This window comes from Leifsonia sp. NPDC058292 (genome assembly GCF_042880955.1).
GTDB lineage: Bacteria > Actinomycetota > Actinomycetes > Actinomycetales > Microbacteriaceae > Leifsonia.
The window spans coordinates 1-21,889 of sequence record NZ_JBHVYL010000019.1; the positions used below are offsets into that span (position 1 = coordinate 1).

Annotated in this window: 22 protein-coding genes and 1 tRNA gene; 13 read left to right on the forward strand and 10 right to left on the reverse strand. The window is 68.9% G+C overall.

Annotated features, from left to right (window positions below; genetic code table 11):
* The first annotated feature begins 83 nt into the window (after positions 1 to 83).
* Genes ACFVWR_RS11680 through ACFVWR_RS11690 form a run of 3 tightly spaced genes read left to right on the forward strand, consistent with a single transcriptional unit; the run spans position 84 to position 2,133 of the window.
* Positions 84 to 530: a MaoC family dehydratase N-terminal domain-containing protein gene (locus ACFVWR_RS11680; RefSeq protein WP_387211721.1), complete on the forward strand. Its 447-nt coding sequence runs from the start codon at positions 84 to 86 to the stop codon at positions 528 to 530.
* A complete protein-coding gene (locus ACFVWR_RS11685) occupies positions 530 to 952 on the forward strand; it encodes a MaoC family dehydratase (RefSeq protein ID WP_387211724.1) in 423 nt (140 codons plus the stop codon). Before ACFVWR_RS11680 ends, ACFVWR_RS11685 begins: the two co-directional genes overlap by 1 nt.
* Positions 949 to 2,133: a UDP-N-acetylmuramate dehydrogenase gene (locus tag ACFVWR_RS11690; RefSeq protein ID WP_387211727.1), complete on the forward strand. Its 1,185-nt coding sequence runs from the start codon at positions 949 to 951 to the stop codon at positions 2,131 to 2,133. The genes ACFVWR_RS11685 and ACFVWR_RS11690 overlap by 4 nt, the downstream gene beginning before the upstream one ends.
* 29 nt (positions 2,134 to 2,162) lie before the next feature.
* On the opposite strand, the gene ACFVWR_RS11695 is transcribed toward ACFVWR_RS11690, so the two are convergent.
* The 3 genes from ACFVWR_RS11695 to ACFVWR_RS11705 all read right to left on the reverse strand — a co-directional run bounded on the left by ACFVWR_RS11695 (position 2,163) and on the right by ACFVWR_RS11705 (position 5,793).
* Positions 2,163 to 2,726 carry a GNAT family N-acetyltransferase gene (locus tag ACFVWR_RS11695; RefSeq protein WP_387211730.1) on the reverse strand — a complete coding sequence of 188 codons (564 nt, stop codon included), beginning with the start codon at positions 2,724 to 2,726 and terminating at the stop codon, positions 2,163 to 2,165.
* Positions 2,727 to 2,873: 147 nt separating this feature from the next.
* A complete protein-coding gene (locus ACFVWR_RS11700) occupies positions 2,874 to 4,709 on the reverse strand; it encodes a glycoside hydrolase family 2 protein (protein WP_387211733.1) in 1,836 nt (611 codons plus the stop codon).
* A 73-nt stretch (positions 4,710 to 4,782) separates the two neighbouring features.
* The gene (locus ACFVWR_RS11705; protein ID WP_387211736.1) at positions 4,783 to 5,793 is read right to left on the reverse strand and encodes a LacI family DNA-binding transcriptional regulator; all 1,011 of its coding nucleotides are present in this window, start codon (positions 5,791 to 5,793) and stop codon (positions 4,783 to 4,785) included.
* A 176-nt stretch (positions 5,794 to 5,969) separates the two neighbouring features.
* Between ACFVWR_RS11705 and ACFVWR_RS11710 the strand changes: the two genes are divergently transcribed.
* The 4 genes from ACFVWR_RS11710 to ACFVWR_RS11725 are packed head-to-tail and all read left to right on the forward strand — an operon-like array spanning position 5,970 to position 10,162.
* Positions 5,970 to 7,280 carry an ABC transporter substrate-binding protein gene (locus tag ACFVWR_RS11710; RefSeq protein WP_387211739.1) on the forward strand — a complete coding sequence of 437 codons (1,311 nt, stop codon included), beginning with the start codon at positions 5,970 to 5,972 and terminating at the stop codon, positions 7,278 to 7,280.
* Entirely contained in the window at positions 7,270 to 8,265 is a 996-nt protein-coding gene (locus ACFVWR_RS11715) for a carbohydrate ABC transporter permease (protein WP_387211742.1), read from the forward strand. The genes ACFVWR_RS11710 and ACFVWR_RS11715 overlap by 11 nt, the downstream gene beginning before the upstream one ends.
* Entirely contained in the window at positions 8,262 to 9,173 is a 912-nt protein-coding gene (locus ACFVWR_RS11720) for a carbohydrate ABC transporter permease (RefSeq protein ID WP_387211745.1), read from the forward strand. The genes ACFVWR_RS11715 and ACFVWR_RS11720 overlap by 4 nt, the downstream gene beginning before the upstream one ends.
* Positions 9,174 to 9,178: 5 nt before the next feature.
* Positions 9,179 to 10,162, forward strand: coding sequence for a glycoside hydrolase family 43 protein (locus tag ACFVWR_RS11725; RefSeq protein WP_387211748.1), 984 nt, complete (start codon positions 9,179 to 9,181; stop codon positions 10,160 to 10,162).
* On the opposite strand, the gene ACFVWR_RS11730 is transcribed toward ACFVWR_RS11725, so the two are convergent.
* A complete protein-coding gene (locus ACFVWR_RS11730; protein WP_387211751.1) occupies positions 10,159 to 10,473 on the reverse strand; it encodes an ArsR/SmtB family transcription factor in 315 nt (104 codons plus the stop codon). The genes ACFVWR_RS11725 and ACFVWR_RS11730 overlap by 4 nt on opposite strands.
* The gene (locus tag ACFVWR_RS11735) at positions 10,470 to 10,949 is read right to left on the reverse strand and encodes an SRPBCC domain-containing protein (protein WP_387211754.1); all 480 of its coding nucleotides are present in this window, start codon (positions 10,947 to 10,949) and stop codon (positions 10,470 to 10,472) included. The genes ACFVWR_RS11730 and ACFVWR_RS11735 overlap by 4 nt, the downstream gene beginning before the upstream one ends.
* Before the next feature lie 165 nt (positions 10,950 to 11,114).
* Between ACFVWR_RS11735 and ACFVWR_RS11740 the strand changes: the two genes are divergently transcribed.
* Positions 11,115 to 13,208 carry a RecQ family ATP-dependent DNA helicase gene (locus tag ACFVWR_RS11740; RefSeq protein ID WP_387211757.1) on the forward strand — a complete coding sequence of 698 codons (2,094 nt, stop codon included), beginning with the start codon at positions 11,115 to 11,117 and terminating at the stop codon, positions 13,206 to 13,208.
* A 15-nt stretch (positions 13,209 to 13,223) separates the two neighbouring features.
* On the opposite strand, the gene ACFVWR_RS11745 is transcribed toward ACFVWR_RS11740, so the two are convergent.
* From ACFVWR_RS11745 to ACFVWR_RS11760, 4 genes are read right to left on the reverse strand one after another with little or no spacing between them, the layout of a single operon-like run.
* Entirely contained in the window at positions 13,224 to 14,036 is an 813-nt protein-coding gene (locus ACFVWR_RS11745) for an ABC transporter permease (RefSeq protein ID WP_387211760.1), read from the reverse strand.
* The gene (locus tag ACFVWR_RS11750) at positions 14,033 to 14,932 is read right to left on the reverse strand and encodes an ABC transporter ATP-binding protein (RefSeq protein WP_387211763.1); all 900 of its coding nucleotides are present in this window, start codon (positions 14,930 to 14,932) and stop codon (positions 14,033 to 14,035) included. Before ACFVWR_RS11750 ends, ACFVWR_RS11745 begins: the two co-directional genes overlap by 4 nt.
* 7 nt (positions 14,933 to 14,939) lie before the next feature.
* A complete protein-coding gene (locus ACFVWR_RS11755; protein WP_387211766.1) occupies positions 14,940 to 15,317 on the reverse strand; it encodes a hypothetical protein in 378 nt (125 codons plus the stop codon).
* The gene (locus ACFVWR_RS11760) at positions 15,314 to 17,044 is read right to left on the reverse strand and encodes a PspC domain-containing protein (protein WP_387211769.1); all 1,731 of its coding nucleotides are present in this window, start codon (positions 17,042 to 17,044) and stop codon (positions 15,314 to 15,316) included. Before ACFVWR_RS11760 ends, ACFVWR_RS11755 begins: the two co-directional genes overlap by 4 nt.
* A 114-nt stretch (positions 17,045 to 17,158) precedes the next feature.
* Between ACFVWR_RS11760 and ACFVWR_RS11765 the strand changes: the two genes are divergently transcribed.
* Both ACFVWR_RS11765 and ACFVWR_RS11770 read left to right on the forward strand, forming a co-directional pair.
* The gene (locus ACFVWR_RS11765; protein WP_387211772.1) at positions 17,159 to 18,475 is read left to right on the forward strand and encodes a PspC domain-containing protein; all 1,317 of its coding nucleotides are present in this window, start codon (positions 17,159 to 17,161) and stop codon (positions 18,473 to 18,475) included.
* Positions 18,472 to 19,167, forward strand: coding sequence for a LuxR C-terminal-related transcriptional regulator (locus ACFVWR_RS11770; protein WP_387211775.1), 696 nt, complete (start codon positions 18,472 to 18,474; stop codon positions 19,165 to 19,167). Before ACFVWR_RS11765 ends, ACFVWR_RS11770 begins: the two co-directional genes overlap by 4 nt.
* A gap of 28 nt (positions 19,168 to 19,195) precedes the next feature.
* On the opposite strand, the gene ACFVWR_RS11775 is transcribed toward ACFVWR_RS11770, so the two are convergent.
* Positions 19,196 to 20,128 (reverse strand): endonuclease domain-containing protein, encoded by a 933-nt coding sequence (locus ACFVWR_RS11775; protein WP_387211778.1) that lies wholly within the window; start codon positions 20,126 to 20,128, stop codon positions 19,196 to 19,198.
* 360 nt (positions 20,129 to 20,488) lie between these two features.
* Between ACFVWR_RS11775 and ACFVWR_RS11780 the strand changes: the two genes are divergently transcribed.
* The 3 genes from ACFVWR_RS11780 to nusG all read left to right on the forward strand — a co-directional run bounded on the left by ACFVWR_RS11780 (position 20,489) and on the right by nusG (position 21,835).
* Positions 20,489 to 20,561 (forward strand) — tRNA-Trp (locus ACFVWR_RS11780).
* Between the two features lie 42 nt (positions 20,562 to 20,603).
* Positions 20,604 to 20,876, forward strand: a complete 273-nt coding sequence (gene secE, locus ACFVWR_RS11785) for a preprotein translocase subunit SecE (RefSeq protein ID WP_387211781.1) — start codon at positions 20,604 to 20,606, stop codon at positions 20,874 to 20,876.
* 35 nt (positions 20,877 to 20,911) lie between these two features.
* The gene (nusG, locus tag ACFVWR_RS11790) at positions 20,912 to 21,835 is read left to right on the forward strand and encodes a transcription termination/antitermination protein NusG (protein ID WP_387211784.1); all 924 of its coding nucleotides are present in this window, start codon (positions 20,912 to 20,914) and stop codon (positions 21,833 to 21,835) included.
* The last annotated feature ends 54 nt before the right edge of the window (positions 21,836 to 21,889 follow it).

Here is a 21,889-nt window from a genome sequence, read left to right on the forward strand (position 1 = left end):
CCGGGGTTCTCTGCGTCTGCCCGCCGACTCCCCGAGCTCGCGGTCGAGGGAGTGGGCGCGGGGCGCATCCGTAGAATGGTCGGGTGCCAGTGAACCCAGAGTTGCAGGGGCGGGCCTTCGCGCCGACCAGCCCATACCTCGTCGGCCGGGAGAAGGTGCGCGAGTTCGCTCGCGCCGTTCTCGCCACCAATCCGCTCAGCTTCGACGTGGAGGCGGCGCGCGCCGCGGGACACGCCGACCTCGTCGCGCCGCCGACGTTCCCGATCGTGGTGCAGGAGCAGACGCTCGCGCAGCTGCTGGCAGAGCCCGACTCGGGAATCGACTTCAGCCGGGTCGTGCACGGCGACCAGCGCTTCACCTACTCTCGCCCGATCGTCGCAGGGGATGAACTGACCGCGACACTCGCGGTGACCAGCGTGAAATCGCTCGGCGCCCACTCGATGGTGACCGCCGAATCCACGATCGTCGGGGCTGACGGCGAGCATGTCGTCACCGCGACCTCCACCCTTGTCGTCCGAGGAGACGAGTGATGCCCGCGTTCGACACCCTCACAGTCGGCGACGTGGTCGCCGAACGCACCACCGAGCTCAGCCGCGACACGCTCGTGCGCTACGCCGGCGCATCCGGCGACTTCAACCCCATCCACTACCGCGACGACATCGCCACGTCGGTGGGCCTGCCGGGTGTGATCGCCCACGGGATGCTCACCATGGGTCTCGCCGTGCAGCCCGTGGTCGACTGGGCCGGCGACCCCGCTCTCGTCACCGACTACCAGGTGCGCTTCACGCGGCCGGTCGTCGTCGACCCGGCCACCGGCGCGACCGTCACCGTCGTGGCCAAGGTGGGGCAGCTGGATGCGGAGGCGGGCGCCGCGCGCATCGACCTCACCGTGACGTTCGACGGCAGCACGGTGCTCGGCAAGGCGCAGGTGCGGGTCGCGCTCGCACGATGACCGACGACACGAACGCCGGCCGGCCGGAACACGCCGACTCCACCGACTCCGCCACCCCACCGCTCTCCGCCCTGACCACCCTGCAGGTCGGCGGCCGGCCCGAGCGGTACGTTCAGCCGGCGACGCGGGATGAGCTGCTCGAGACCGCTCTCGATGTCTGGGCGGAGGACGACGACTGGCTGCTGCTCGGCGGAGGCTCGAACACGGTCGCGAGCGACGAAGGATTCGGCGGCACGGTGATCCGCGTCGGCACTCGCGGCATCGAACGGCTCGAGGCTCCGGCCGGTCGAGTGCGGCTGCGGGTGCAGGCCGGCGAACCGTGGGACGCGCTGGTCGCGCACACGGTGCGCAACGGATGGTCGGGGATCGAAGCCCTCGCGGGCATCCCGGGTTCCACCGGCGCGGCCCCGGTGCAGAACATCGGCGCGTATGGTCAGGAGATCGAATCGAGCCTGCTCGGTGTGGAGTTCCTCGACTTCGGCACCAACGAGGTGCGGTGGATGCCGCGCAGTGAACTCGGTCTCGGCTACCGCACGTCGGTGTTGAAGCGGGGGTTGCGCGGTGTCGTGCTCACCGTCGACATCGAGCTCGCCGACGGCAACGAGCCCGGCGATCTCGGTGCTCCGCTCAGCGCGCCGGTCGCCTACGCTCAGCTCGCCGATTCGCTCGGCGTCGCACTCGGCTCGCGTGTGCCGGTCGCGGAACTGCGGCGGTCGGTGTTGGGGCTGCGCTCATCCAAGGGCATGGTGCTCGACCGCGACGATCAGGACACGGTGAGCGCGGGTTCGTTCTTCACCAACCCGATCGTGTCGGAGAACTTCGCCCGGTCGCTGCCGTCTGGTGCTCCGCGCTGGCCGGTGTCGCCGCCCGAACCGGATGTGGTGCTCGGCCTCGGCCTCGGAGGCGTGCATCCCGACGACATCCCGTCGCTGGCGGGTGGGCCATACGAGGTGAAGCTCAGTGCGGCCTGGCTGATCGAGCGGGCGGGTATCCGCCGCGGCTTCTCCCTCCCGGGTTCGCACGCGGCGATCTCGAGCAAGCACACGCTGGCGATCACGAACCGGGGCGGGGCGACCGCCGACGAGATCGTGCAGCTCGCGTCGTATGTGCAGGCCCGCGTCCAGGCGGAGTTCGGGGTGGTACTGCACCCGGAGCCCATCCTCGTGGGGCTGGTGCTGTAGCTTCGGCTGACGCGTTCCGCGATGGGCCCCTAGGGCGACGGCGGCACGGAGGGTCGCAGGGTCTTCGCGACGAACAGCGAGTCTCCGTGAGCCTCGTCCGGCTCGACGCGACCTGTTTCGACGAAACCGAGTTTGGCGAGAACGCGTCGGGATGCCGTGTTCCAGTCACGCACGGTGGCCCACAGCCGGCGGCAGCCCGACGCTTCAGCCCGGCGGATGATCGCCCACGACGCCTCGGTCGCGTAGCCCTGGCCCCAGGCCCGGCGGAGGAGTTCGAAAGCGATCTCGGGCTCGTCGTGCTGGCCGTGCACGTTCGGGATCAGCCCGCAATAGCCGATCGCTTCGCCGGTGTCCTTTCGCTCGGCGACGAGCAGCCCGACCGGCGGGGTGTCGTCGCGCCGACCAGCCCAGTCTTCGAGGTCTGCCACGGTGGGGTGGCCGTGTGCGTCGATCCGGCGATGCGGAGGAACGCGCGGGTCCCGCTCCGTCCACAGCTTGTGATGCATGGCGGCGTCGGACGCCCGCCACGGCCGGAGCCGCAGCCGATCGGTCTCGAGCGGGAGCTCGCCCTCGCGTGCCGGTGCGTCGGTCATGGCCACAAGTCTGCCGCAACGCCCCGCCCCCCGTGCCCGCCTCGGCCTCGCGATCCGCTGCGACGGAGATTCCGCCCCAACGCCCCGATTTCTCCGGCACGACGGATGTTCTCCCGGCGCGCCGCCCGAAAACTCCGGCGGCTACGCCTAAGCGGTGCCCCGAACCATCCGCCGCAGCTTCTCGACGGGCAGCTTCGGCACGCGCGCATCCGTGACCAGCCCGTTCGTCTCCTGGCCGGTGTCGGCGAGCTGGGTGTAGCAGAACCCGGAGAGTACGGGGCTCGCGATCACCGCGGCCAGCAGCGACCCGACCCGTTCGGCGAAGTCCGCGGCGTCTGCGGCGGCCGAGTACCCCCAGGCACCCTCGACGCCGTCGGCGCGCTCCACGAACGAGACACCACCGAACTCGGTGAGCATCACAGGGGCGTTCGGGTCGCGGTCGCCGGTGACGATCATCCGGCGGCCGGCGGGGCCGAGACCCGCGAGCAGACGGTCGACCGCTTCGGCGCTGCCGTAGCGCTCTGCGACCACAGGGCCGGACGCCTCGTAATCGTGCACCGAGAGGATGTCGGAGGCGACATGCTCCCAGCCGTCGTTCGAGATCACGGGCCGGGTGGGGTCGAGCGCCTTCGTCAGGTGCACGAGCGCGGCCGCGTAGTCACGCATCCTCTGGTCGTGCGCGATGTGTTGCACGCCCCAGCTCTCGTTCGTCGGCACCCAGGTGACGATCGACGGATGCGAGAAGTCGCGGTCGACGATCGCGAGCCATTCGGTCGTTGTGCGGGTGACCGCCGTCGACGTGAACTCGTAGGCGGCCGGCGCCTCGCCCCACACCAGCAGGCCGAGTTTGTCGGCGAAGAACAGGAACCGCGGGTCTTCGTATTTCTGGTGGATGCGCGTCGCGTTGAACCCGAGGTCGAGGATGAGCTGGGCTTCCGCGCGCAGCATGTCGGTCGAGGCGGCGAGATGGGTCTCGGGCCAGTAGCCCTGGTTGAGCACCGAGCGAACGTAGTACGGGCGGTCGTTGAGCAGAAAGTCCCCGTGCTCGACGGCCGCCGAGCGGAGGCCGAGGTAGGAGTGCACGACGTCGTCGGCCACGGCATCCGGGGATGCGAGGGTCACGACGGCATCGATGAGTCGCGGATGCTCGGGCGACCACAGCAGGTGCTCATACGACTGACCATTGCGCTGGGTCGGCAACGGGATGCGAACCTCCGCCTCGCGCCCGGAGACCGGCGTCGACACCTGGCCGAGCGCGAGCCCGTCGAAGTCGAGTGCGATCGTCAGCGTCGCTCCGGATGCGGTGGGCCGGTCGAACCGCACCCGGGCGAGCACGCTGGCGTCCACCAGGTCGGGCGTCCAGTGGACAGTCTCGATGGCGACGGCAGGCACGGCTTCGAGCCACACGGGCTGCCAGATGCCGGTGGTGCGGTGATACCAGATCACGTGCGGCTCGAGCAGCCAGTCCTGCTTGCCGCGCGGTTGTGAGAGGTCGGCGGGGTCGTCTTCGGCGCGCACGACGATCGTGGCTCCGAGAGCGGGGTCGGCGATCAGGTCGGTGATGTCGAAGGAGAACGGCGACCCGCCGCCCTCGTGTTCTCCGGCCAGGGCGCCGTCGATCCAGACGGCGGCGCGGTAGTCGACAGCGCCGAAATGCAGGACGAGCCGGCTGCCGCCACCGTGACCGGCCGCGGCGATGTCTTCGGCCGTGATCGCCCGGCGGTACCAGACCACCGGGTGGAAGCTCGTGTCACCGATGCCCGATGCGGGCGATTCGGGTGGGTACGGCACGACGATCGAGCGGTCGAAGTGGTCGGCGCCGGAGCCACTGCTGGAGCCAGCTTTGAACCAGGCGTCGCGCAGGCCGGTCTGCGCGTCGTCGAACGCGAAACCCCACTCGCCGTCGAGCTCGAGCCAGTGCTCGCGCACGACCTGCGGGCGTGGATAGGTTCCGTCGTTGGCAGTGGCCGGCTTGAACGTCATGGGCACTATCGTGCCCTAGAAATGCAGCGCTGTAAAACAGGAAATGCGATCCGGCATCCCTGACCGGTCCGGGTTACGAAGCGGGGGCGCTCTCGCGCTTCACGAGCTCGAAGCCGACGAGCTCGTGACGGCCCATCGAGTCGAGACCGTCGATGCGCTCGCGCAGCATGGTGAGAGCGCGGGATGCCAGTGCCGTCATGTCGGGGGAGACGGTCGTGATGCTGGGAAAGGTGACCGACGTCATCATTGTGTTGTCCCACCCTGTGATCGCCACCTCGTCGGGGACTCTCCTGCCGCGTTCCTGCAACGCCCGCAGGGCGCCGATGGCGGCGAGGTCGTCGCGGCACATGATGGCGTCGACGTCGAGCCCGGCGTCCAGGGCCGCGCCGACGGAGACAGCGGAGTCGATCGGGGAGATCGCGGCACTCGGGATGAGCAGCTCCGGGGCCACGGTGAGCCCGGCCTCTTCGAGCGCGGCCTGGTAGCCGGCGATGCGCAGCTCCGACGTGCGAGACAGCTGGTCGAGTTCGTGGCCCGCGAACGCGATGCGGGTGCGGCCGAGCGAGACCAAGTGAGCGGTCGCCTCGCGAGCAGCGGCGACATTGTCGATCATCACCCGGTCGATCGTCAGCGGAGCGGCGCCTTCCCCGAGGATGACGAGGGGCAGATCGGTGCGCGTCTGCGACAGCTCGGCCGAGCTCATCTTGGCGGGCTGGAAGATCATCCCGTCGACGTGCCCGGCCTCGCTCGTCGCGACGACGGCGCGCTCGCCTTCGAGGGTGTTGTCGGTCTCCTCGATGATCACCCGATAGCCCTGCTCCTCCGCCAGCGACGCGACGCGGCGGGCGAGTTCGGCGAAGTAGGGCAGCGTCACGTCGGCGAAGGCCAGGGCGATCAGCCCGGTGCGACCGGTGGCGAGGCGGCGGCCGAGCATGTTGGGCCGGTACCCGAGTTCGTCGATGGCCCGCTGCACGCGCTCACGCATCTTGGCGCTGACGTGGGGGTACTCGTGCACGACATTGGAGACGGTCTTCATCGAGACGCCGGCCAGCTCGGCCACGTCTTGCAAGCGCACGTTCGCCACGGCGGCCCCTTTCGTCTGTTGCACTCTACTGGCCCGGTGGCCGGGTCGAGCCTGGGGCGGCCCCGCATCCAGCCCGGTGGGCGCGCATCCCCTTGACAGTGTATTTCTAGCGCTGTAAATTGGCGGGGCGCCCGAGCCGACCAGGCCAGCGCGAGGCACTCAAGGGAGAGAATCACATGAAGAAGCGATCGGCACGGCGCATTCTCGCGGCCGCTGTTGCTGTCGGGGTCGGGCTCGCACTGAGCGCGTGCGGCAGTTCCGGCGGCGCAGGCGGGGAGGTCGCCGGCGGCGACTACTCCGGCCCCAAGGTCACCATCAACTTCTGGAACGGCTGGACCGGCGGCGCAGCACCCGTGCTGGTTCCGAGGCTCGTCGACAAGTTCAACACGGAGCACAAGAACATCGTCGTCAAAGACGTGCCGATGGAATGGGCCGACCTCGCGAAGAAGATGCCCCTCGCGGTGAAGGCGGGCAAGGGTCCGGATGTGGCGGTCGCGCACGGCGACGACGTCGCCACCTACGCGGCGCAGGGGCTGTTGCTGAAGAGCGAATCGATCGTCAAGTCGCTCGGCTACTCGGCCGACGACTTCCCCGAGGGCCTCATGAAGGCCGGCTCCTACCAGGACGCGCAGTACGGCATCCCGTGGAGCGTCACGCCCCTCGGTCTCTACGTGAACAAGGACGTGCTCAAGGCGGCCAGTCTCGACCCCGAGACCGTCCCCACCGACAAGGCCTCGTACATGGATGCGCTCGCCAAGCTCAAGGCGGCGGGTGTGCAGGGCGAATGGGTCGACGGCTACGTGTTCACCGGCACGTTCGAGTTCGAGTCGCTGCTCTGGCAGTTCGGCGGAGACCTCTTCGACAAGAACGTGAGCAAGGCGACCTTCAACTCGGATGCGGGCGTGCAGGCGCTCACTCACATGGTCGACCTCGTGAAGCAGGGCTACAGCCCGGCGAACGTCGCTCAGGATGGAAACATCAACGCCCTCATCGCGGGCAAGACCGCGTTCAACTGGAACGGCGTCTGGCAGACCACGAACACCGCGTTCGACAAGCTGCAGTGGACGGCGACCGCGGTTCCGCAGATCGGCACCGAGAAGGCGGTGTGGTCGAGCTCGACGCACTGGATGTTCATGAACAACAAGGGCCAGGACAAGAACAAGACGGCCGCCGCCGCGACGTTCGTGAAGTGGATGAACGACAACTCGGCCGACTGGCCTCAGACGGGCGAGCTCCCCGCCAGCAACTCGGTGCGCGACGACCCGGCGCTGGTGCAGAAGTACCCGAACCTCAAGCCGTTCCTCGACGAGCTGCCGTACGCGCACTACGAGACCTCGGCGCCCGGCATCACGAACGCCACCGCGACGGTCACCGTCGCCGTGAACGAAGCGCTGACCGGCAAGAAGTCGCCGAAGGAAGCGCTCGACGACGCGGTCGCCAAGGCGAACACGCTGCTCAAGCAGAATGCCGACACGTATGGCGAATGAGCTCGCTGTGGAGGCGGCGTCCCGGCCCGGTGCCGGGGCGCCGCCTCGGCGCGCCGGGCGTGGCCGTTCCGCCAGGAACAGCGGTCTTGCCGCGCCCCGCCGCACGAAGACCGCCTACCTCTTCCTGGCGCCGTTCCTCGTGCTCTTCCTGGTGTTCGTGGCGGGCCCAGCTGTGTTCGGCCTGTGGATCAGCCTCACCAACTGGAGCCCGTTCCGGACCACGCAGAAGTTCGTCGGGCTGAAGAACTACCTCGACCTCTTCACGCCCGGTTCGTCCACCTCCGGCGACTTCTGGCAGTCGATGGGCGCCACCGGCATCTTCACGGTGGCGAGCGTGCCGTTCCTGCTGGTCATCCCTGTGCTGATCGCCGTGCTGCTCAACCGGGCCATCCGGGGCGGCACCGTTTTCCGGGCGGTGTTCTTCGCGCCGTACGTGCTGGGCGTCGCCGTCATCGGCGTCATCTGGAAGTACCTGCTCGACACGCAGTCGGGCATCGTGAACCACGTGCTCGGCATGCTCGGGCTGCCCGACAACCTGCCGTGGACGGTGGATGTGCCGTGGGCCTGGATCTCGCTGGTCGGCGTCACCGTGTGGTGGACGCTCGGCTTCAACACGGTGATCATCCTCGCCGGGCTGAAGGGCATCAGCGCCGACCTGTACGAGGCCGCCTCCCTCGACGGCGCCGGGGCGATGCGTCAGTTCTTCAGCGTCACCCTCCCCGGGCTGCGCCAGGTGATGACCTTCGTCGTGACCGTCACCATCCTCGCCTCGGCGAACATGTTCGGTCAGTCCTACCTGATCACCAAGGGCGGCCCGGCCAACCAGACGCGCACCGCCATCATGTACATCTCCGATCAGGGTCTTTCGCAGAACAACATGGCCGCAGCATCCGCGATGAGCTACGTGCTGTTCGTATTCCTGGCGATCATCAGCATCGTCAACTTCCGCCTGCAGCGGGAGCGTTCCGAAAGGCTGCCCCGATGACCGTTCTCAAAGACTCCCGCCCCGGTTCGCCGGCCGAGGGCTCCGCGGCGCCGAGACCGGCCACACCGGCGCGCCGTCGATCGGGCCGCCGCACCGGCAACCGGATCGTGCTCTACGTGGTGCTGACGATCATCGCGCTGCTCATCGTGCTCCCGCTCGTGTGGATCGTGCTCACGTCGTTCAAGACCGACGGCGACGCCATCCGCAACCCGTTCTCTGCTTTTCCCAACCCCTGGTCCATCGACGCGTACACGACGCTGGCGAGCGGGCAGCAGCCGATCTTCCGGTGGTTCCTCAACAGCCTGGGCGCCGCCGTGTTGCAGACCGTGATCATCCTGGTCACGGCCTCGGCGGCCGCATACGCCCTCGCCCGGCTCGAGTTCTGGGGCAAGAGGATCGTGTTCGGCGCGATCGTGGCGACGCTGCTGGTGCCGCCGGTCATCTTCCTCATCCCGAACTACCTGATCGTGCAGAACCTGGGTTGGCTCGACACGATCTGGGCGATTTCCATTCCGGGCGCCGCCAGCGCGTTCGGTGTCTTCTTCCTGCGCCAGTTCTTCATCGGCCTGCCGGTCGAGATCGAGGAGGCCGCTCGCATCGACGGCGCCGGCGACGTGCGCATCTTCCTCCAGATCGTCCTCCCGCTCGCCCGACCGGCGCTCGCCACCCTCGCTGTGCTGAGCTTTCTCGCCAACTGGAACGACTTCCTCTGGCCCGTGTACGTGCTGCTCAGCCCGGAGAACCTCACGCTGCAGCCGGGCCTGGCCCAGTTGCAGGGCGCGTACTCGACGCACTTCGCGATCGTCATGGCGGGTGCGGTCATCGCTTCGGTGCCGGTGCTGATCCTGTTCTCGATCGCTCAGCGCCACATCGTCGACAGCGTGGCGAGCTCGGGTGTGAAGGGGTGATGCGGATGCGGTCGCGGGCGATTCGCGCCGCCCTCGCCTGCGCGGGCGCGGTCGCGGTGGCCGGCCTCGCCGCGGGATGCACGTCAGGGGGAGCGCCCGCGTCGGGCGAGTCAGCCTCGACGGGCTCCGGCACCGACTTCGTCATCGATCAGGACTTCGCCGACCCGGGGGTCATCGTGGACGGCGACACGGCGTACGCGTTCGCCACGAACACACCGGGTTTCGCCGTGCGCGCCGCGACATCGCACGACATGCGTCAGTGGACCGTGAGTGACAAGGATGCCCTGACGGCGCTCCCGGCCTGGGCGTCGCCCGGCAAGACCTGGGCGCCGGATGTGGTGAAAGTCGACGACGGCTACGTGATGTACCTCACCGCGAAGGAGTCGTCGTCGGCCTATCAGTGCATCGGCACCGCGACCAGCTCGACGGCCGGGGGACCGTACACCGGAGTGGGCGCGGAGCCGCTGGTGTGTCCGCATGACGCCGGAGGCGCGATCGACGCGAGCACGTTCCGCGACGACGACGGTGCCCTGTATCTCGTGTGGAAGACCGACGGCAACTGCTGCGGCCTCGACACCTGGATCGAGTTGGCCCCATTGAGCGCCGACGGGCTCTCGCTCACCGGGCCGGCCGTGCGTCTGCTCGACCAGGGGAGGGCGTGGGAGGGCGACCTCATCGAAGCGCCCTACCTGGTGAAGCGCAGTGGCGAGTACGTCCTCTTCTATTCGGCGAACGACTACGCGACCGATCGCTATGCGATCGGCGTGGCCACCGCATCCGCCCTCGCCGGGCCCTACCAGCCGTCCGATTCTCCGTTCCTCTCGACCGAGTCGAGCAAAGGCCGGTATCTCGGGCCGGGCGGCCAGTCGGTCGTGACGCTCGACGGCAAGGATTGGCTCGTCTTCCACAGCTGGGACGAGGCATATTCCTATCGCGGCATGGTCGTGCGACCGCTGGCCTGGGCGGGCGCGACGCCGAGCCTGGGCTAGAGGGATTCGGCGATCGCCTTGATCGCGGCGAGGCGGTTCTCCCACTCGATGCCGATGGCGTCGAGGCGGCGAGCGGTGGCGCTCAGCTGCGCCCCGACCACGCGGTAGCGCACCTCGCGCCCGGCGCGCACGGGTTCGACCAGGCCGACCTCCTGGAGCTGCGCAAGGTGCTTGGCGATGGCTTGGCGAGAGACCGGGAGACGCCCGGCGAGGGCGGATGCCGAAGCATCGCCCTCGCCGAGTGCCGCCAGGATGCTCCACCGCGTCTCGTCGCCGAGGGCGGCGAACACGGGAACCAGCGTCGTCGTCACGCGTCGCCCTCGAGCAGGGCGACGAGCTTGTCGAGTTCGGCGTTCCAGCCCTGGCGGTGGCTCTCGAGGTTCGCCGCCGGGTCGGAGGTGACATCGAATCCGGTCTCCACGACGGTGAGTCGCGTGCCGTCGTCCAGCGGTTCGAGGCTGAAGGTGAAGACCGTCGAGGTGGCGTCGTCGACCTCGGAGGGCTCGCTGCCGCTGGCGTCGTCGTTGCTCCAGCGATACGAGACGGTGCGCGGCTCGTCGATCGCTTCGATGCGCACCGGCACGGGCCGGCGATCGGGCCACGTGAGGGTGCCGTTCGCGCCGGCACCGCTGCCATCGAACTCGGCCCGGCCGAACCAGCGCGAGATCTGTGCCGGTTCGGTGATGGCGCGCCACACCTTCTCGACGGGCGCCGCGATGTGGATCGAGCGGGTGACGACGAAAGTCTTCTCGTCGACGACGGATGCCTGGTAATCGGTCATGCTCATGATCATCTTCCTTTCGTGGGTGATGTGCAACTCGATAGTTGCACGACCGATCGACAATTGCAACCTTTTGGTTGCAGAGTCTCCACAGTGTCGAGGAGCTTCGAGTTCTCCACAGATCCTGGGCGCTCGGGTCGCGGTGACGGAGGCCTCTGAAACGATGGGTCCATGAGCACCACGAGAGACGACGCCCTCGCCACGCTGCGAGCCCTGGTCGGCCGCGACGACGCAGAATTCCACGACGGCCAGTTCGAGGCGATCTCGGCCCTCGTCGACGAGCGGCGCAGAGCGCTCGTGGTGCAGCGCACAGGCTGGGGAAAGTCCGCCGTCTACTTCGTCGCCACCATGCTGCTGCGGGCGCGCGGCGCCGGTCCGACCATCCTCGTGTCTCCGCTGCTCGCGCTGATGCGAGACCAGGTGGCGGCGGCCGAGCGCGCGGGCGTACGGGCGGTCACCCTCAACTCGTCGAACCGGCACGAGTGGGACGACGTTATGCAGGCGCTGCGCGACGACTCGGTGGATGCCCTGCTCGTCTCGCCCGAACGGCTCAACAATCCGGATTTCCGCGACCAGTACCTTCCGTCGCTCATCGGCCGCAGCGGGTTGCTCGTGATCGACGAGGCGCACTGCATCTCCGACTGGGGACACGACTTCCGGCCCGATTATCGGCGCCTGCGCGATCTGATCGCGTCCATGCCCGACGGCGTGCCCGTTCTGGCGACGACCGCCACGGCCAACGAGCGCGTCGTGGCGGATGTGGCGGAGCAGATGGGGGAGGGCGGGCACGGCGACGTGCTCACACTGCGTGGGCCGCTCGCGAGAAAGTCGCTGCGGCTCGGAGTGCTGACCCTTCCGGATGCCGGAGCCCGGCTGGCGTGGCTGGTCAGCAACCTCGGGGCGCTGGAGGGCAGCGGAATCATCTACGCGCTCACGGTCTCCGCCGCTGAGGACACAGCGCGGTTGCTCCGCGAGGCGGGCCACGAGACCTTCGCCTACACGGGCCAGACAGACACAGCCGAGCGAGAAGACCTCGAAGGCAGGCTGAAGCGCAACGAGGTCAAGGCGCTCGTCGCCACCAGCGCGCTGGGCATGGGCTTTGACAAGCCCGATCTCGGGTTCGTCGTGCACCTCGGCGCGCCATCGTCGCCGGTCGCGTACTACCAGCAGGTCGGCCGCGCGGGCCGCGCCACCGACTCGGCCGACGTGCTGCTGCTGCCGGGGCAGGAAGACCGGGCGATCTGGGACTACTTCGCCACCGCATCCATGCCGTCGAAACCCAAGGCCGACGCCGTTCTGGGTGCGCTCGGGCCGGAGCCGCAGTCGACGCGGGCGCTCGAGAGCCAGGTCGACCTCAAACCGTCGACGCTCGAACTGCTGCTCAAGGTGCTCGACGTCGACGGAGCTGTGCGGCGGGTCGCGAAGGGGTGGGTGTCGACCGGGCAGCCGTGGGTGTACGACGAGGAGCGCTACGAGCGCATCGCGGCCGCACGCCGCGCCGAACAGCGCGCGATGCTCGACTACGAGACGACGAGCGAATGCCGCATGACCTTTCTGCAGAACGAGCTCGACGATCCGACGGCTGAGCCGTGCGGGCGCTGCGACCGGTGCGCGGGCGCCTGGTACCCGAGCGAGGTCGCCTCGGGCGCGGCTGCGTCGGTCGCCACGGCCCTCGATCGCGTGGGCGTCGAGATCGAGCCGCGCAAGCTCTGGCCGACCGGCGCCGACAGGCTGGGCGTGCCCGTTCGAGGCAAGATCGGCGCCGACGAGATCCTCGCGCCCGGTCGTGCTCTCGCCCGCCTGACCGACCTTGGCTGGGGAGGACCGCTTCGCGAGCTGCTCGCACCCGACGCGGCTGACCAGCAATGCCCGGCCACCGTGCTCGCGGCGTGCATCCGGGTTCTCGCCGACTGGAACTGGGAGCAGCGACCGGTCGCCGTCGTCAGCGTGCCGTCGCGGCGGCGCCCGCTGTTCGTCGATTCGCTCGCCCGAGGGTTCGCTCAAGCGGGGCGGTTGCCCTACCTGGGGTCGCTCGAACTGCTCGGTGGCGGGCCATCGGGGGAGCCGGGGGGTAACAGCGCGTTCCGGCTGTCATCGGTCTGGGATCAATTCGGGATCGGGGCGCTGGAGGTGCCGGCCGGGCAGCCGGTGCTGCTCGTCGACGACCTCGTCGACAGTCGCTGGACGATCACCGTCGCCGGCCGCACGCTTCGCGCCGCCGGCGCCTCCGCCGTGCTGCCGTTCGCGGCCGCACTGCGCAGCTGAGTGTTCGGCGCAGCCTCAGCCGTCCTTGCGGATCCACCGGAACGTGAGCCGGCACGCCACCAGGCCGGCGACCAGCCAGAGACCGAGCACGAGCGCCATCCAACCGAGATCCCAGCTTCCGCTGGGCTCCTGCGACTCGAAACCGGCGGGCAGGAAGACGCTCCGCATCCCCTGAGCGATCCACTTCAGCGGAAAGAGGCTGGCGATGTTCCGCAGCCACTCGGGCAACAGGTTGAAGGCGAGGTAGACGCCCGAGATGAATTGGAGCACCAGCACGATCGGGATGATGACGGCCGTGGCGCTCTTCCCGGTGCGGGGAACCGCCGAAAGAGCGATCCCGAGAACCGCAGACGTCACGATTCCGAGCAGATAGACCCAGAGAAAACGAAGCCAGAGTGCGGGATCGGTCGGAAGCGAGACATCGAACGCGAGCCGCGCTACCAGCAGGAGCAGCAAGATCTGCAGCACGCTGGTCACGATGACCTGACCCATCTTGCCGACGAAATAGGAGACGACGGGCAGGGGAGTACCGCCCAAACGTTTGAGTGTTCCGTCGCCCTTCTCCACGGCGATGTCCACCGCGAGATTCTGCACGCCGCTCAGCAGGATGCCCGCCGCGATCATCCCCGGCAGGTAGTAGGCCGCCTGGCTGATGCCGCCCGTGCCGTCGGGTGCACCGCCGACCGTGCCCAGACCCTGGAACGCCACCGAGAAGATCCCGAGCATGACGACCGGAAAGAGGAAGGTGAAGAAGATGGTGTCGCCCTGCCGGAAATACACGGCGACCTCGTAACGGATGCGGTCGGCGCCCAGCCGCAACGTTCTCATGCGCGCTCCCCGGACGCGGCGCTCGACGCATCCGTCGCATTCGCGGTCGCCTTGTGCACGAGGTCGAGGTAGATGTCTTCCAGGCTCGGGCGGATGACCTCCAGGTCTCGCGGCTCCCCGCCCATCTCCGAGCTGAGCCGTGCCACCAAGGCGGCCGGAGCGTCGGTCCGCTCCGAGCGCGGCTCGCCCGCGCTGTCGCGCCAACGGACGATCGGCACCCGGGCATCCGCCCCGCCGATGGCATCCACCGCGCCGATGTCGACCAGTCGTCCTGCGGCGATCACGGCGACCCGGTCGCTCAGCTGCGCGGCCTCGTCGAGATAGTGGGTGGTGAGCAGGATGGTCGTCCCCTCCCGCTTGAGACCGCGGATGAGCTCCCAGAACTCGCGCCGCGCCTCCGGGTCGAAACCGGTCGTCGGCTCGTCGAGAAACAGGAGCTCGGGGCGGCCGATCACGCCGAGCGCCACATCCACCCGCCGCCGCTGCCCACCGGACAGGTTTCTGATGCGGGTCTTCGCCTTGTCGGCGAGCCCGACGGCCGCGATCACCTCGTCGACGTCCCGCGGCCGCGGATACAGGCGGGAGAAGAACGTGAGCTGCTCGCGCACGCTGACGTTGCCCGACTCGCCGCTCGACTGCAGCACGATTCCGATGCGTGACTTCCAGTCCAGGCGACCGCGGTGCGGGTCGACGCCCAGCACGCTCGCCGTGCCGCCGCTGCGCTCCCGGTAGCCCTCGAGTATCTCGATCGTCGTGCTCTTGCCCGCCCCGTTGGGGCCGAGCAGAGCGAACGTCTCGCCCGTGTCGATGTCGAAATCGACGCCCCGCAGCGCCTCGAACGCGCCATAGCTCTTGCGGAGGTCGCGCACCGAAACGGCTGGGGGCGTCGGGGTCATGCCCTCATCATGCACGTCGTTTGCGTTGAGCGCTCCTCACGGCGGCAAGAAGGGCGAGAACGAGGATGACCACCCCGGCTGCCACCACGACGAGCGTCCACCCGCTGCCGGGCGTGAGGTGCGACAGCCAGTACGAGAACGCGAAGTGGTTCGACGGCGATGCGACCGTGTAGAGCACGAACGCCGACACCGCGATGAGGATCACGCCCCACACCACTCCGGCCCAGCGGATGTGCGGCCGGGTGACGCGAGCGGTGGTGCCAGCGGTGGTGCCGGGCGTGGCATCCTGCGTCGCGGATTCCGGCGCGGCGGCTTGCTGCGTCGCGGTTTCTGGCGCGGCCTCTCGCGGGGCGCCGTACTCAGCGGTGGTGTTGTCGTCGCTCACTGTCCTTCTCCCTGGTTCTGGATGTTGACGCTCAGTTCGCCGGTCTGGTCGACGCGAAGCACCGAGTCGGGAGTGTCGGCACCGTCGTTCGGGCCGACCGTCACCTCGATGGTGCAGATGCCGCCGCGGTCGGGCGTGCAGGTGTGCGCCCTCGATGTGCCCTGGTCGTCATCCGTCACGAACAGGGAGCCGCCGTGGAGCACAGCCTCGACCCGCACGGTCACGTCGGTCGGCACCCAGGCCGTCGTCGTGCCGACGCCCTTCTGGAGGTCGACCACCGGCGTACCGCGCGTGCTCGTCAGATCGGAAGCGAAGTCCAGATCGGTGTGTCCATACGGCTGCGCGAGGCTCGTCGAGCCGTCGACCGAAATAGAGGCGCCGTCGAACACGACCTGGCGGTCGCGAGGAATGAGGCCCGAGACGACGGTGACGACGGCCAGCAGGATGCCGAGGAAGATCAGAAAGCCGCTGCGGCGGCGTGCGAGACCGGCGATCAGCACAGACACTCCGAAGACGCCCGTCGCGACGGCGAAGGCCGCCGTCAAGCTGAACTCCGGCAGCGCGGTCGACTGCCAGAGCGACTGCGTCAGCGCCGCCGCGACCAGCGCGACCCCGACCGCCGCCCAGCCGAAGGAGGCCCCGGCCCGCGGGTTCGCCGCGCGGTACGCCCTGCGGCGAGCCGCCGCTTCCGCCGCCATCGCTGCGGACTGCGCGCGCATCTCGGCCGAACGCTGTTGCTTCACGGCCCGCATGTCGGCGTTGAGCCGCTGCTTCCACTGCGCGTGCTCGGCCTGCCAGCTGACGTGCCGGGCCTGCCAGCTGGCGACATCCGCCGTGGACGCGCCCACCGCCGGCGCGGGCGGTTCGGTCGGTTCTGCGGAGGTGTCCAGCGTGGGGGTGGCGTCGGTCGCGTCGGTGCCGGTGCCGTCGCCCGCGCTGATGTCGGTGGCGGCGCTGCCGCCCGTGCCATCGTCAGGGCTCCTGGATGCGTCGGAGCCGGTGCCGGATACGCCTTCGGTCGGGGTGCTCGCCGTGTCCGCTGCGCCGGCCGCGGCATCCGGGGCGGTCACGGTGCTCGCGTTCGCCACGTACACCGCATCCGTCGCGGTCGCGCCGGTCGGCGTCGCGCCGGTGCCGGCCGCCGTCGCGCCGGTGCCCCCGGCCGCACGAGCTCCACCGCCCGGCCGGCCGCTCTGGGCCTCGCGAGCCCAGTTGCCACGGGTCACAGCGATGACCAGCCCGACCACCAGGCCGATGACGACGAGCGTCCAGATCACGCGGCCGACCGCATCCCCCCACGACGGCTCGCCCCAGAAGTTCGGGCCCGCCCACCAGAGACCCTGGGTCATCGGCAGCAATGACACCAACGCCATCGCCCCGATGCCGACGATGGCCGGCTGGAATTCGCCGTCCAGAAGCCGCTGCAAGTGGATGCGGTTCTCGCGGTCGGGCAGCAACGCCCAGGCCGCCGCATACAGCAGCAGGGCGGGAGCGCCGAGCACCGCCGCGACGACGACGATCCCGCGCACGATGATCGGGTCGATCCCGAGACGATCGGCGATGCCGGCGCAGACACCGCCGATCCACCCGTCGGAGCGCACGAGGCCGAGGCCGCGCATCCAATCGAAGAAGCGGGTGCCGCGGCCGGAGAGCCCGGTGCGTGGTCCGCCGTAGGGGGAGGAGGGGGTGCCGGCCCCGGCTGGGGGCGTCGAATCGTGCTGTGACATGCTTCGATCGTGGCGTGGCCCGAAGGCGGCTGCCATGGGGTATCACCCTGAACCGACCCTGATTCCTTCGGGGTCGGGGTATCAGGAGCCCGCCGAGTCTGCTTGGATTTCACCGTGACCGACACCGCGATGCCCCACGCCCCGCGCACGCCGCGCGGACAGCGCGGGCCGCGCGCTGCACGCAGCCGTCGCGAGCCGCGTCTCCAGCGGGACGCCCGCGTTCCCGGCGCGCCGCGGGGTCAACGCACTCCGCTCGCCCGCCCGCGCGACTGCGTGCTCGGTGGTGTCAGCGTGGCGCTGGCCGACCACCTCGGCTGGTCGCTCGCTGCGGTGCGCTGGATCTTCGTCGGTCTGTCCTTTCTCAGCGGCGCAGGCGTGCTGCTGTACCTCTGGCTCTGGGCGCTCACCCCGCTGCGCTCACCCGTCGACTCGACCGCGGTCGATGGCGGCACGGCCGGGCGCGGCCCGGTCGAGGGGGTGCAGCGCACCGTTCCGGTCGCGTGGCTGCTTCTCGCGCTCGCCGCGCTCGCCGGAATCGGCACGATCGGCCTCGTCGTGGGCGGCCAGTCCCCGCTGGGTGTTCTCGCGCTGGTCGGCCTGATGATCGCCTTCGCCGTGTGCGCGGTCACCTGGGATCAGCTCGTCGACATCGGTGACGCCGCGCGCGGGCCGGCGTCGTCGGCCGCTCTGCGCATCGCATCCGGCGCCTTCCTGCTGGTGATGGCTGCCGGGCTCAGCGCGACCCCGAGCCAGGTGGACTCAGGATGGGTGTGGCTGTGCATCATCGCCGTCACCTTCGCGGGCGCGGCCGTGCTGCTCGCGCCGTGGGCTTTCCGGCTGTGGCGCGAACTGATCTCCGAGCGGACCGCCCGCATCAAGGAGGAGCAGCGGGCGGAGATCGCAGCCCACCTGCACGACTCGGTGCTGCAGACGCTCGCGCTCATCCAGAACCGTGCAGGCGCGTCGAGCGAGGTGGCCCGCATCGCCAGGGCGCAGGAGCGCGAACTGCGGGACTGGCTGTTCGCCGGCGGAGAGGCGCCGGCCGCAGACCTGGCCACGGATCTCCGCGACTTCGCGGCGGCCCTCGAGGTCGACCATCCTGTTCACATCGACGTGGTGGCGGTGGGGGAGCCGGTCGAACGCGGCACGGCGGAGTTGGCTGCGGCCGCCCGCGAGGCGATGCTCAACGCCGCGCGTCACGCCGGGGGCGAGATCTCGGTGTACGTCGAGAACCGCCCGGGCGGAGTGGATGTGTTCGTGCGCGATCGCGGCGCCGGATTCGACATCGACAAGCTCCCCGAAGGCCGGCTCGGCGTGCGCGAATCGATCGTCGGCCGCATGAAACGTGCGGGCGGGCAGGCCACTGTCACCTCCCGCGACTCAGGCACGGAGATCCACCTGAGCATCGAATCCCAGAACGAGGCGCCATGACCGAACTGCTTCCCGACCCTGCAAACGGCGACGACACCGCGCCGCCGGTCACTGTCGCGATCGTCGACGACCATTCGATCTTCCGTTCCGGCCTGCGCGCCGACCTCGACCGGCGTCTCGCTGTCGTCGCCGAGGCGTCGGACGTGGATGCGGCGGTCAAGGCCATCCTCGCGTCCCGTCCCCGGGTGGTGCTGCTCGACGTGCACCTGCCGGGCGGTGCCGGGGGCGGTGGCGCGGAAGTCGTGCGTCGCACGATCGCGGAATGCCCCGACACCCGCTTCCTGGCGTTGAGCGTCTCGGATGCGGCCGAAGACGTCGTCGGCGTGATCAGGGCGGGCGCGCGCGGCTATCTGACGAAGGGCAGCTCCGGCAGCCAGGTGAGCGACGCGGTCGTGGCCGTCGCGGGCGGGGATGCGGTGTTCTCGCCCCGTCTCGCCGGTTTCGTTCTCGACGCGTTCGGCGCCGCATCCGGCGAGCAGGCCGAGACGAACGACGAGCTCGACCGCCTGTCGGCCAGGGAGCGCGAGGTCATGCGCTTGATCGCGCGAGGGCACTCGTACAAGGAGGTCGCCGCCGACCTCTTCATCTCCATCAAGACGGTCGAGACGCACGTCTCCGCCGTGCTCCGCAAGCTCCAGCTCTCCTCCCGCCACGAACTCACCGCCTGGGCCCTCGAGCGCAAGCTCCTCTGACCCGCCGAGATGCGCCGAAGTGGGCTTCTCAGGTGTCGAAAACACCACTTCGCCGCATGTCGATCGGAGAATGCGCCAGGATGATGGCCCGGATGCGGGCGATGAGGGCGGTTTCGGACAGCAGATCCCGGTGGCCGAGTTGGAGGACAGTCCATCCGTCGGCCTGCAACGCTGCAGTGCGGGTGAGATCGCGTTGGTACTGGAGGCGGTCACGGTGGTGATCCCCTTGGTATTCGATGAGAAGAGCTCGGCTGGGGATGGCGAAGTCGGCGCGATACCGCGTGCCGTCTGGCAAGACGATCGGCGCGTTGGCTCTCAGATCGTCGAACCCTGCGCGCAGGAGCATCAGCCGGAGCCGGCTCTCCGGAGGGGATTCCGAGTGCTCGCCGAGAAGATCGACCGCTGATCGCAGGTTGGCGACCCCGCGCTGACCGGCCCAAGCCGCGGCCGAGAGCCGAAGGGCTTCGTGACTGGCGAGCCGCCGGCCATGGTGGATGATGTGGTCTCCTGCGGCAACGAGATCCTCCATCGACAGCATCGCTCCGAGCTCGCACCACGTGCGTTCAGGCGCGCTGACACGCACACCATCCCTGAGTCTGACCGCCGACTGCCGAACGGTGGCTGAGTGCCCGACGATCCCGCGGCCGGATGGCGCGCGGAGCGGTGATGGCACACTCACGTGCAGGTCGGCGGCACTTTCCAGGCGACGGGGAATCGGGATGCCCCAGACGACCGCCGCGGTGGTGTGGCTGAAGAAGCCACGAGGGTGCATGCGCGAGGCGTATGCCTGACAGAGCGCGGAGACAGCGCCCGCGTCATGGCCCGTCGAGCGCACCCCGTGGAACGGCCGAGCGAGATCCCGCCCCCTCATCCGCTCCTTGGACATGCCCGCCGCGCGACCCGCACCAGTGGTGAAGCCACTCGTGCTCAGCACCGCCGGCACTTCTCTCGCTCGCCTCATCCCTCCATGCTCGCCTTGACGGCCCCGCCACGGTCGTTATCCACAGCCCCAGTATTCGAGTTGCGCCGAAATGGGGTGAAAGGGAGCGCGAAGCAACACTTCGGCGCAACTCGACGGCTGAGGGGGGGGGGGGGGGGCGGGCGGGGCGGGGTAAGGGGGGCGGGGTAAGGGGGGCGGGGCGTGAACTTTACAGGGGTGCGTGCGTCACATACACTTGGTCGCGGTAGTTGAAATCTGCCAAGCTTTTTTGCGCCCATTTTTGGCAGAAGCAATCCCGTACGGCCGGAGTAATCGCGGAGCCTGATCGGTTAGCCTTGACCTGTGGATGTGCGCGAACGAGCTTCGCGAAATCACTTTCCTAGGGCGGTGGCTCAATTGGTAGAGCAGCGGTCTCCAAAACCGCAGGTTGCAGGTTCGAGTCCTGTCCGCCCTGCAAGCCGGCATTCCGATGCCGGCCCACGAAAGGTGTAACCAGGTGGCCCGAAAAGTTATCGACGAACCCAGCGAGGAAATCGTCGCCAATGCGAAAAAGGATCGCGCTGCGAAGCGTGGACCCTTCGCGCGGATCGCCCTGTTCATCCGGCAGGTCATCGGTGAGCTCAAGAAGGTGGTCACCCCCACCCGCAAAGAACTCTTCAGCTACACCGGCGTCGTGCTGGTCTTCGTGGTGATCATGATGGCGCTCGTCTCCCTCTTCGACTGGATCTTCGGACTCGGCGTGGTGTGGGTGTTCGGCAATCCGTCTTGACCTCACGGCCAACGACAGAAATGGAATGAGAATCAGTGTCTGAGACAAATCGCGACGACGTGGACTGGGCGACCGCAGCCGAGCAGTCCTCCGAAGACGATGAGGCGCAGACCGGTAACGTTCTCGCCGCAGACGAGGACTCGGTCGACTCGGCCGAGCACGAGGCCCTGCACGTCGTCGCCGAGGACGGCACCGAGATCGATCTCGACGCCGTGCTGGATGCGATGGCCGAGGCCGTCGACCCCGAAGCCGACCGTGCCGTCGACGAGGCCCTCGAGGTCGATGACGACGATGAGGCCGAGGCCGCTCTGGAAGCCGTCGAGGACGAGGACGAGACGGCCACCGACCCTTACGAGGAGTTCCGCGCCGAGCTTCGCAGCAAGATCGGCAAGTGGTACGTCATCCACTCCTACGCCGGCTTCGAGCGCCGTGTGAAGTCGAACATCGAGAACCGTATGGTCTCGCTGTCGATGGAGGACTTCATCTTCGAGGTGCAGGTTCCCATGGAAGACGTGGTCGAGATCAAGAACGGCCAGCGCAAGATGGTCAACCGCGTGCGCATCCCCGGCTACGTGCTGGTGCGCATGGACCTCAACGAGGACAGCTGGTCGGTCGTTCGCCACACGCCGGGCGTCACCGGGTTCGTCGGCAACGCGCACAACCCCACGCCCTTGCGTTTCGAAGAGGCCTTCTCGATGCTGAAGAGCCTCGTGCAGATTCAGGAGGCACCCGCCAAGGGTGGCGCCGCCAAGGGCACGAAGACTGCTCAGCGGGTCATCCCTGCCGAGGTCGACTTCGAGATCGGCGAGACCATCACCATCAAGGAAGGCTCGTTCGCGGGTCTCCCCGGTTCCATCAGCGAGATCAAGCCCGAGAGCGGCAAGCTCACCGTGCTCGTCTCCCTGTTCGAGCGCGAAACGCCGGTCGAGCTCAGCTTCGACCAGGTCACGAAGCTCTAACCGACCCCCAGATTTCACAACCACCGGGTCTCGGACAGGCCGAGAAACCGGGAG

Excerpts from the sequence above, each read along its gene's own strand:
- ACFVWR_RS11685 (WP_387211724.1), top strand. The coding sequence starts at position 530 with ATGCCCGCGTTCGACACCCTCACAGTCGGCGACGTGGTCGCCGAACGC.
- ACFVWR_RS11690 (WP_387211727.1), top strand. The coding sequence starts at position 949 with ATGACCGACGACACGAACGCCGGCCGGCCGGAACACGCCGACTCCACC.
- ACFVWR_RS11695 (WP_387211730.1), bottom strand. The coding sequence starts at position 2,726 with ATGACCGACGCACCGGCACGCGAGGGCGAGCTCCCGCTCGAGACCGAT.
- ACFVWR_RS11700 (WP_387211733.1), bottom strand. The coding sequence starts at position 4,709 with ATGACGTTCAAGCCGGCCACTGCCAACGACGGAACCTATCCACGCCCG.
- ACFVWR_RS11710 (WP_387211739.1), top strand. The coding sequence starts at position 5,970 with ATGAAGAAGCGATCGGCACGGCGCATTCTCGCGGCCGCTGTTGCTGTC.
- ACFVWR_RS11715 (WP_387211742.1), top strand. The coding sequence starts at position 7,270 with ATGGCGAATGAGCTCGCTGTGGAGGCGGCGTCCCGGCCCGGTGCCGGG.
- ACFVWR_RS11720 (WP_387211745.1), top strand. The coding sequence starts at position 8,262 with ATGACCGTTCTCAAAGACTCCCGCCCCGGTTCGCCGGCCGAGGGCTCC.
- ACFVWR_RS11725 (WP_387211748.1), top strand. The coding sequence starts at position 9,179 with ATGCGGTCGCGGGCGATTCGCGCCGCCCTCGCCTGCGCGGGCGCGGTC.
- ACFVWR_RS11735 (WP_387211754.1), bottom strand. The coding sequence starts at position 10,949 with ATGAGCATGACCGATTACCAGGCATCCGTCGTCGACGAGAAGACTTTC.
- ACFVWR_RS11740 (WP_387211757.1), top strand. The coding sequence starts at position 11,115 with ATGAGCACCACGAGAGACGACGCCCTCGCCACGCTGCGAGCCCTGGTC.
- ACFVWR_RS11745 (WP_387211760.1), bottom strand. The coding sequence starts at position 14,036 with ATGAGAACGTTGCGGCTGGGCGCCGACCGCATCCGTTACGAGGTCGCC.
- ACFVWR_RS11750 (WP_387211763.1), bottom strand. The coding sequence starts at position 14,932 with ATGACCCCGACGCCCCCAGCCGTTTCGGTGCGCGACCTCCGCAAGAGC.
- ACFVWR_RS11760 (WP_387211769.1), bottom strand. The coding sequence starts at position 17,044 with ATGTCACAGCACGATTCGACGCCCCCAGCCGGGGCCGGCACCCCCTCC.
- ACFVWR_RS11770 (WP_387211775.1), top strand. The coding sequence starts at position 18,472 with ATGACCGAACTGCTTCCCGACCCTGCAAACGGCGACGACACCGCGCCG.
- ACFVWR_RS11775 (WP_387211778.1), bottom strand. The coding sequence starts at position 20,128 with ATGAGGCGAGCGAGAGAAGTGCCGGCGGTGCTGAGCACGAGTGGCTTC.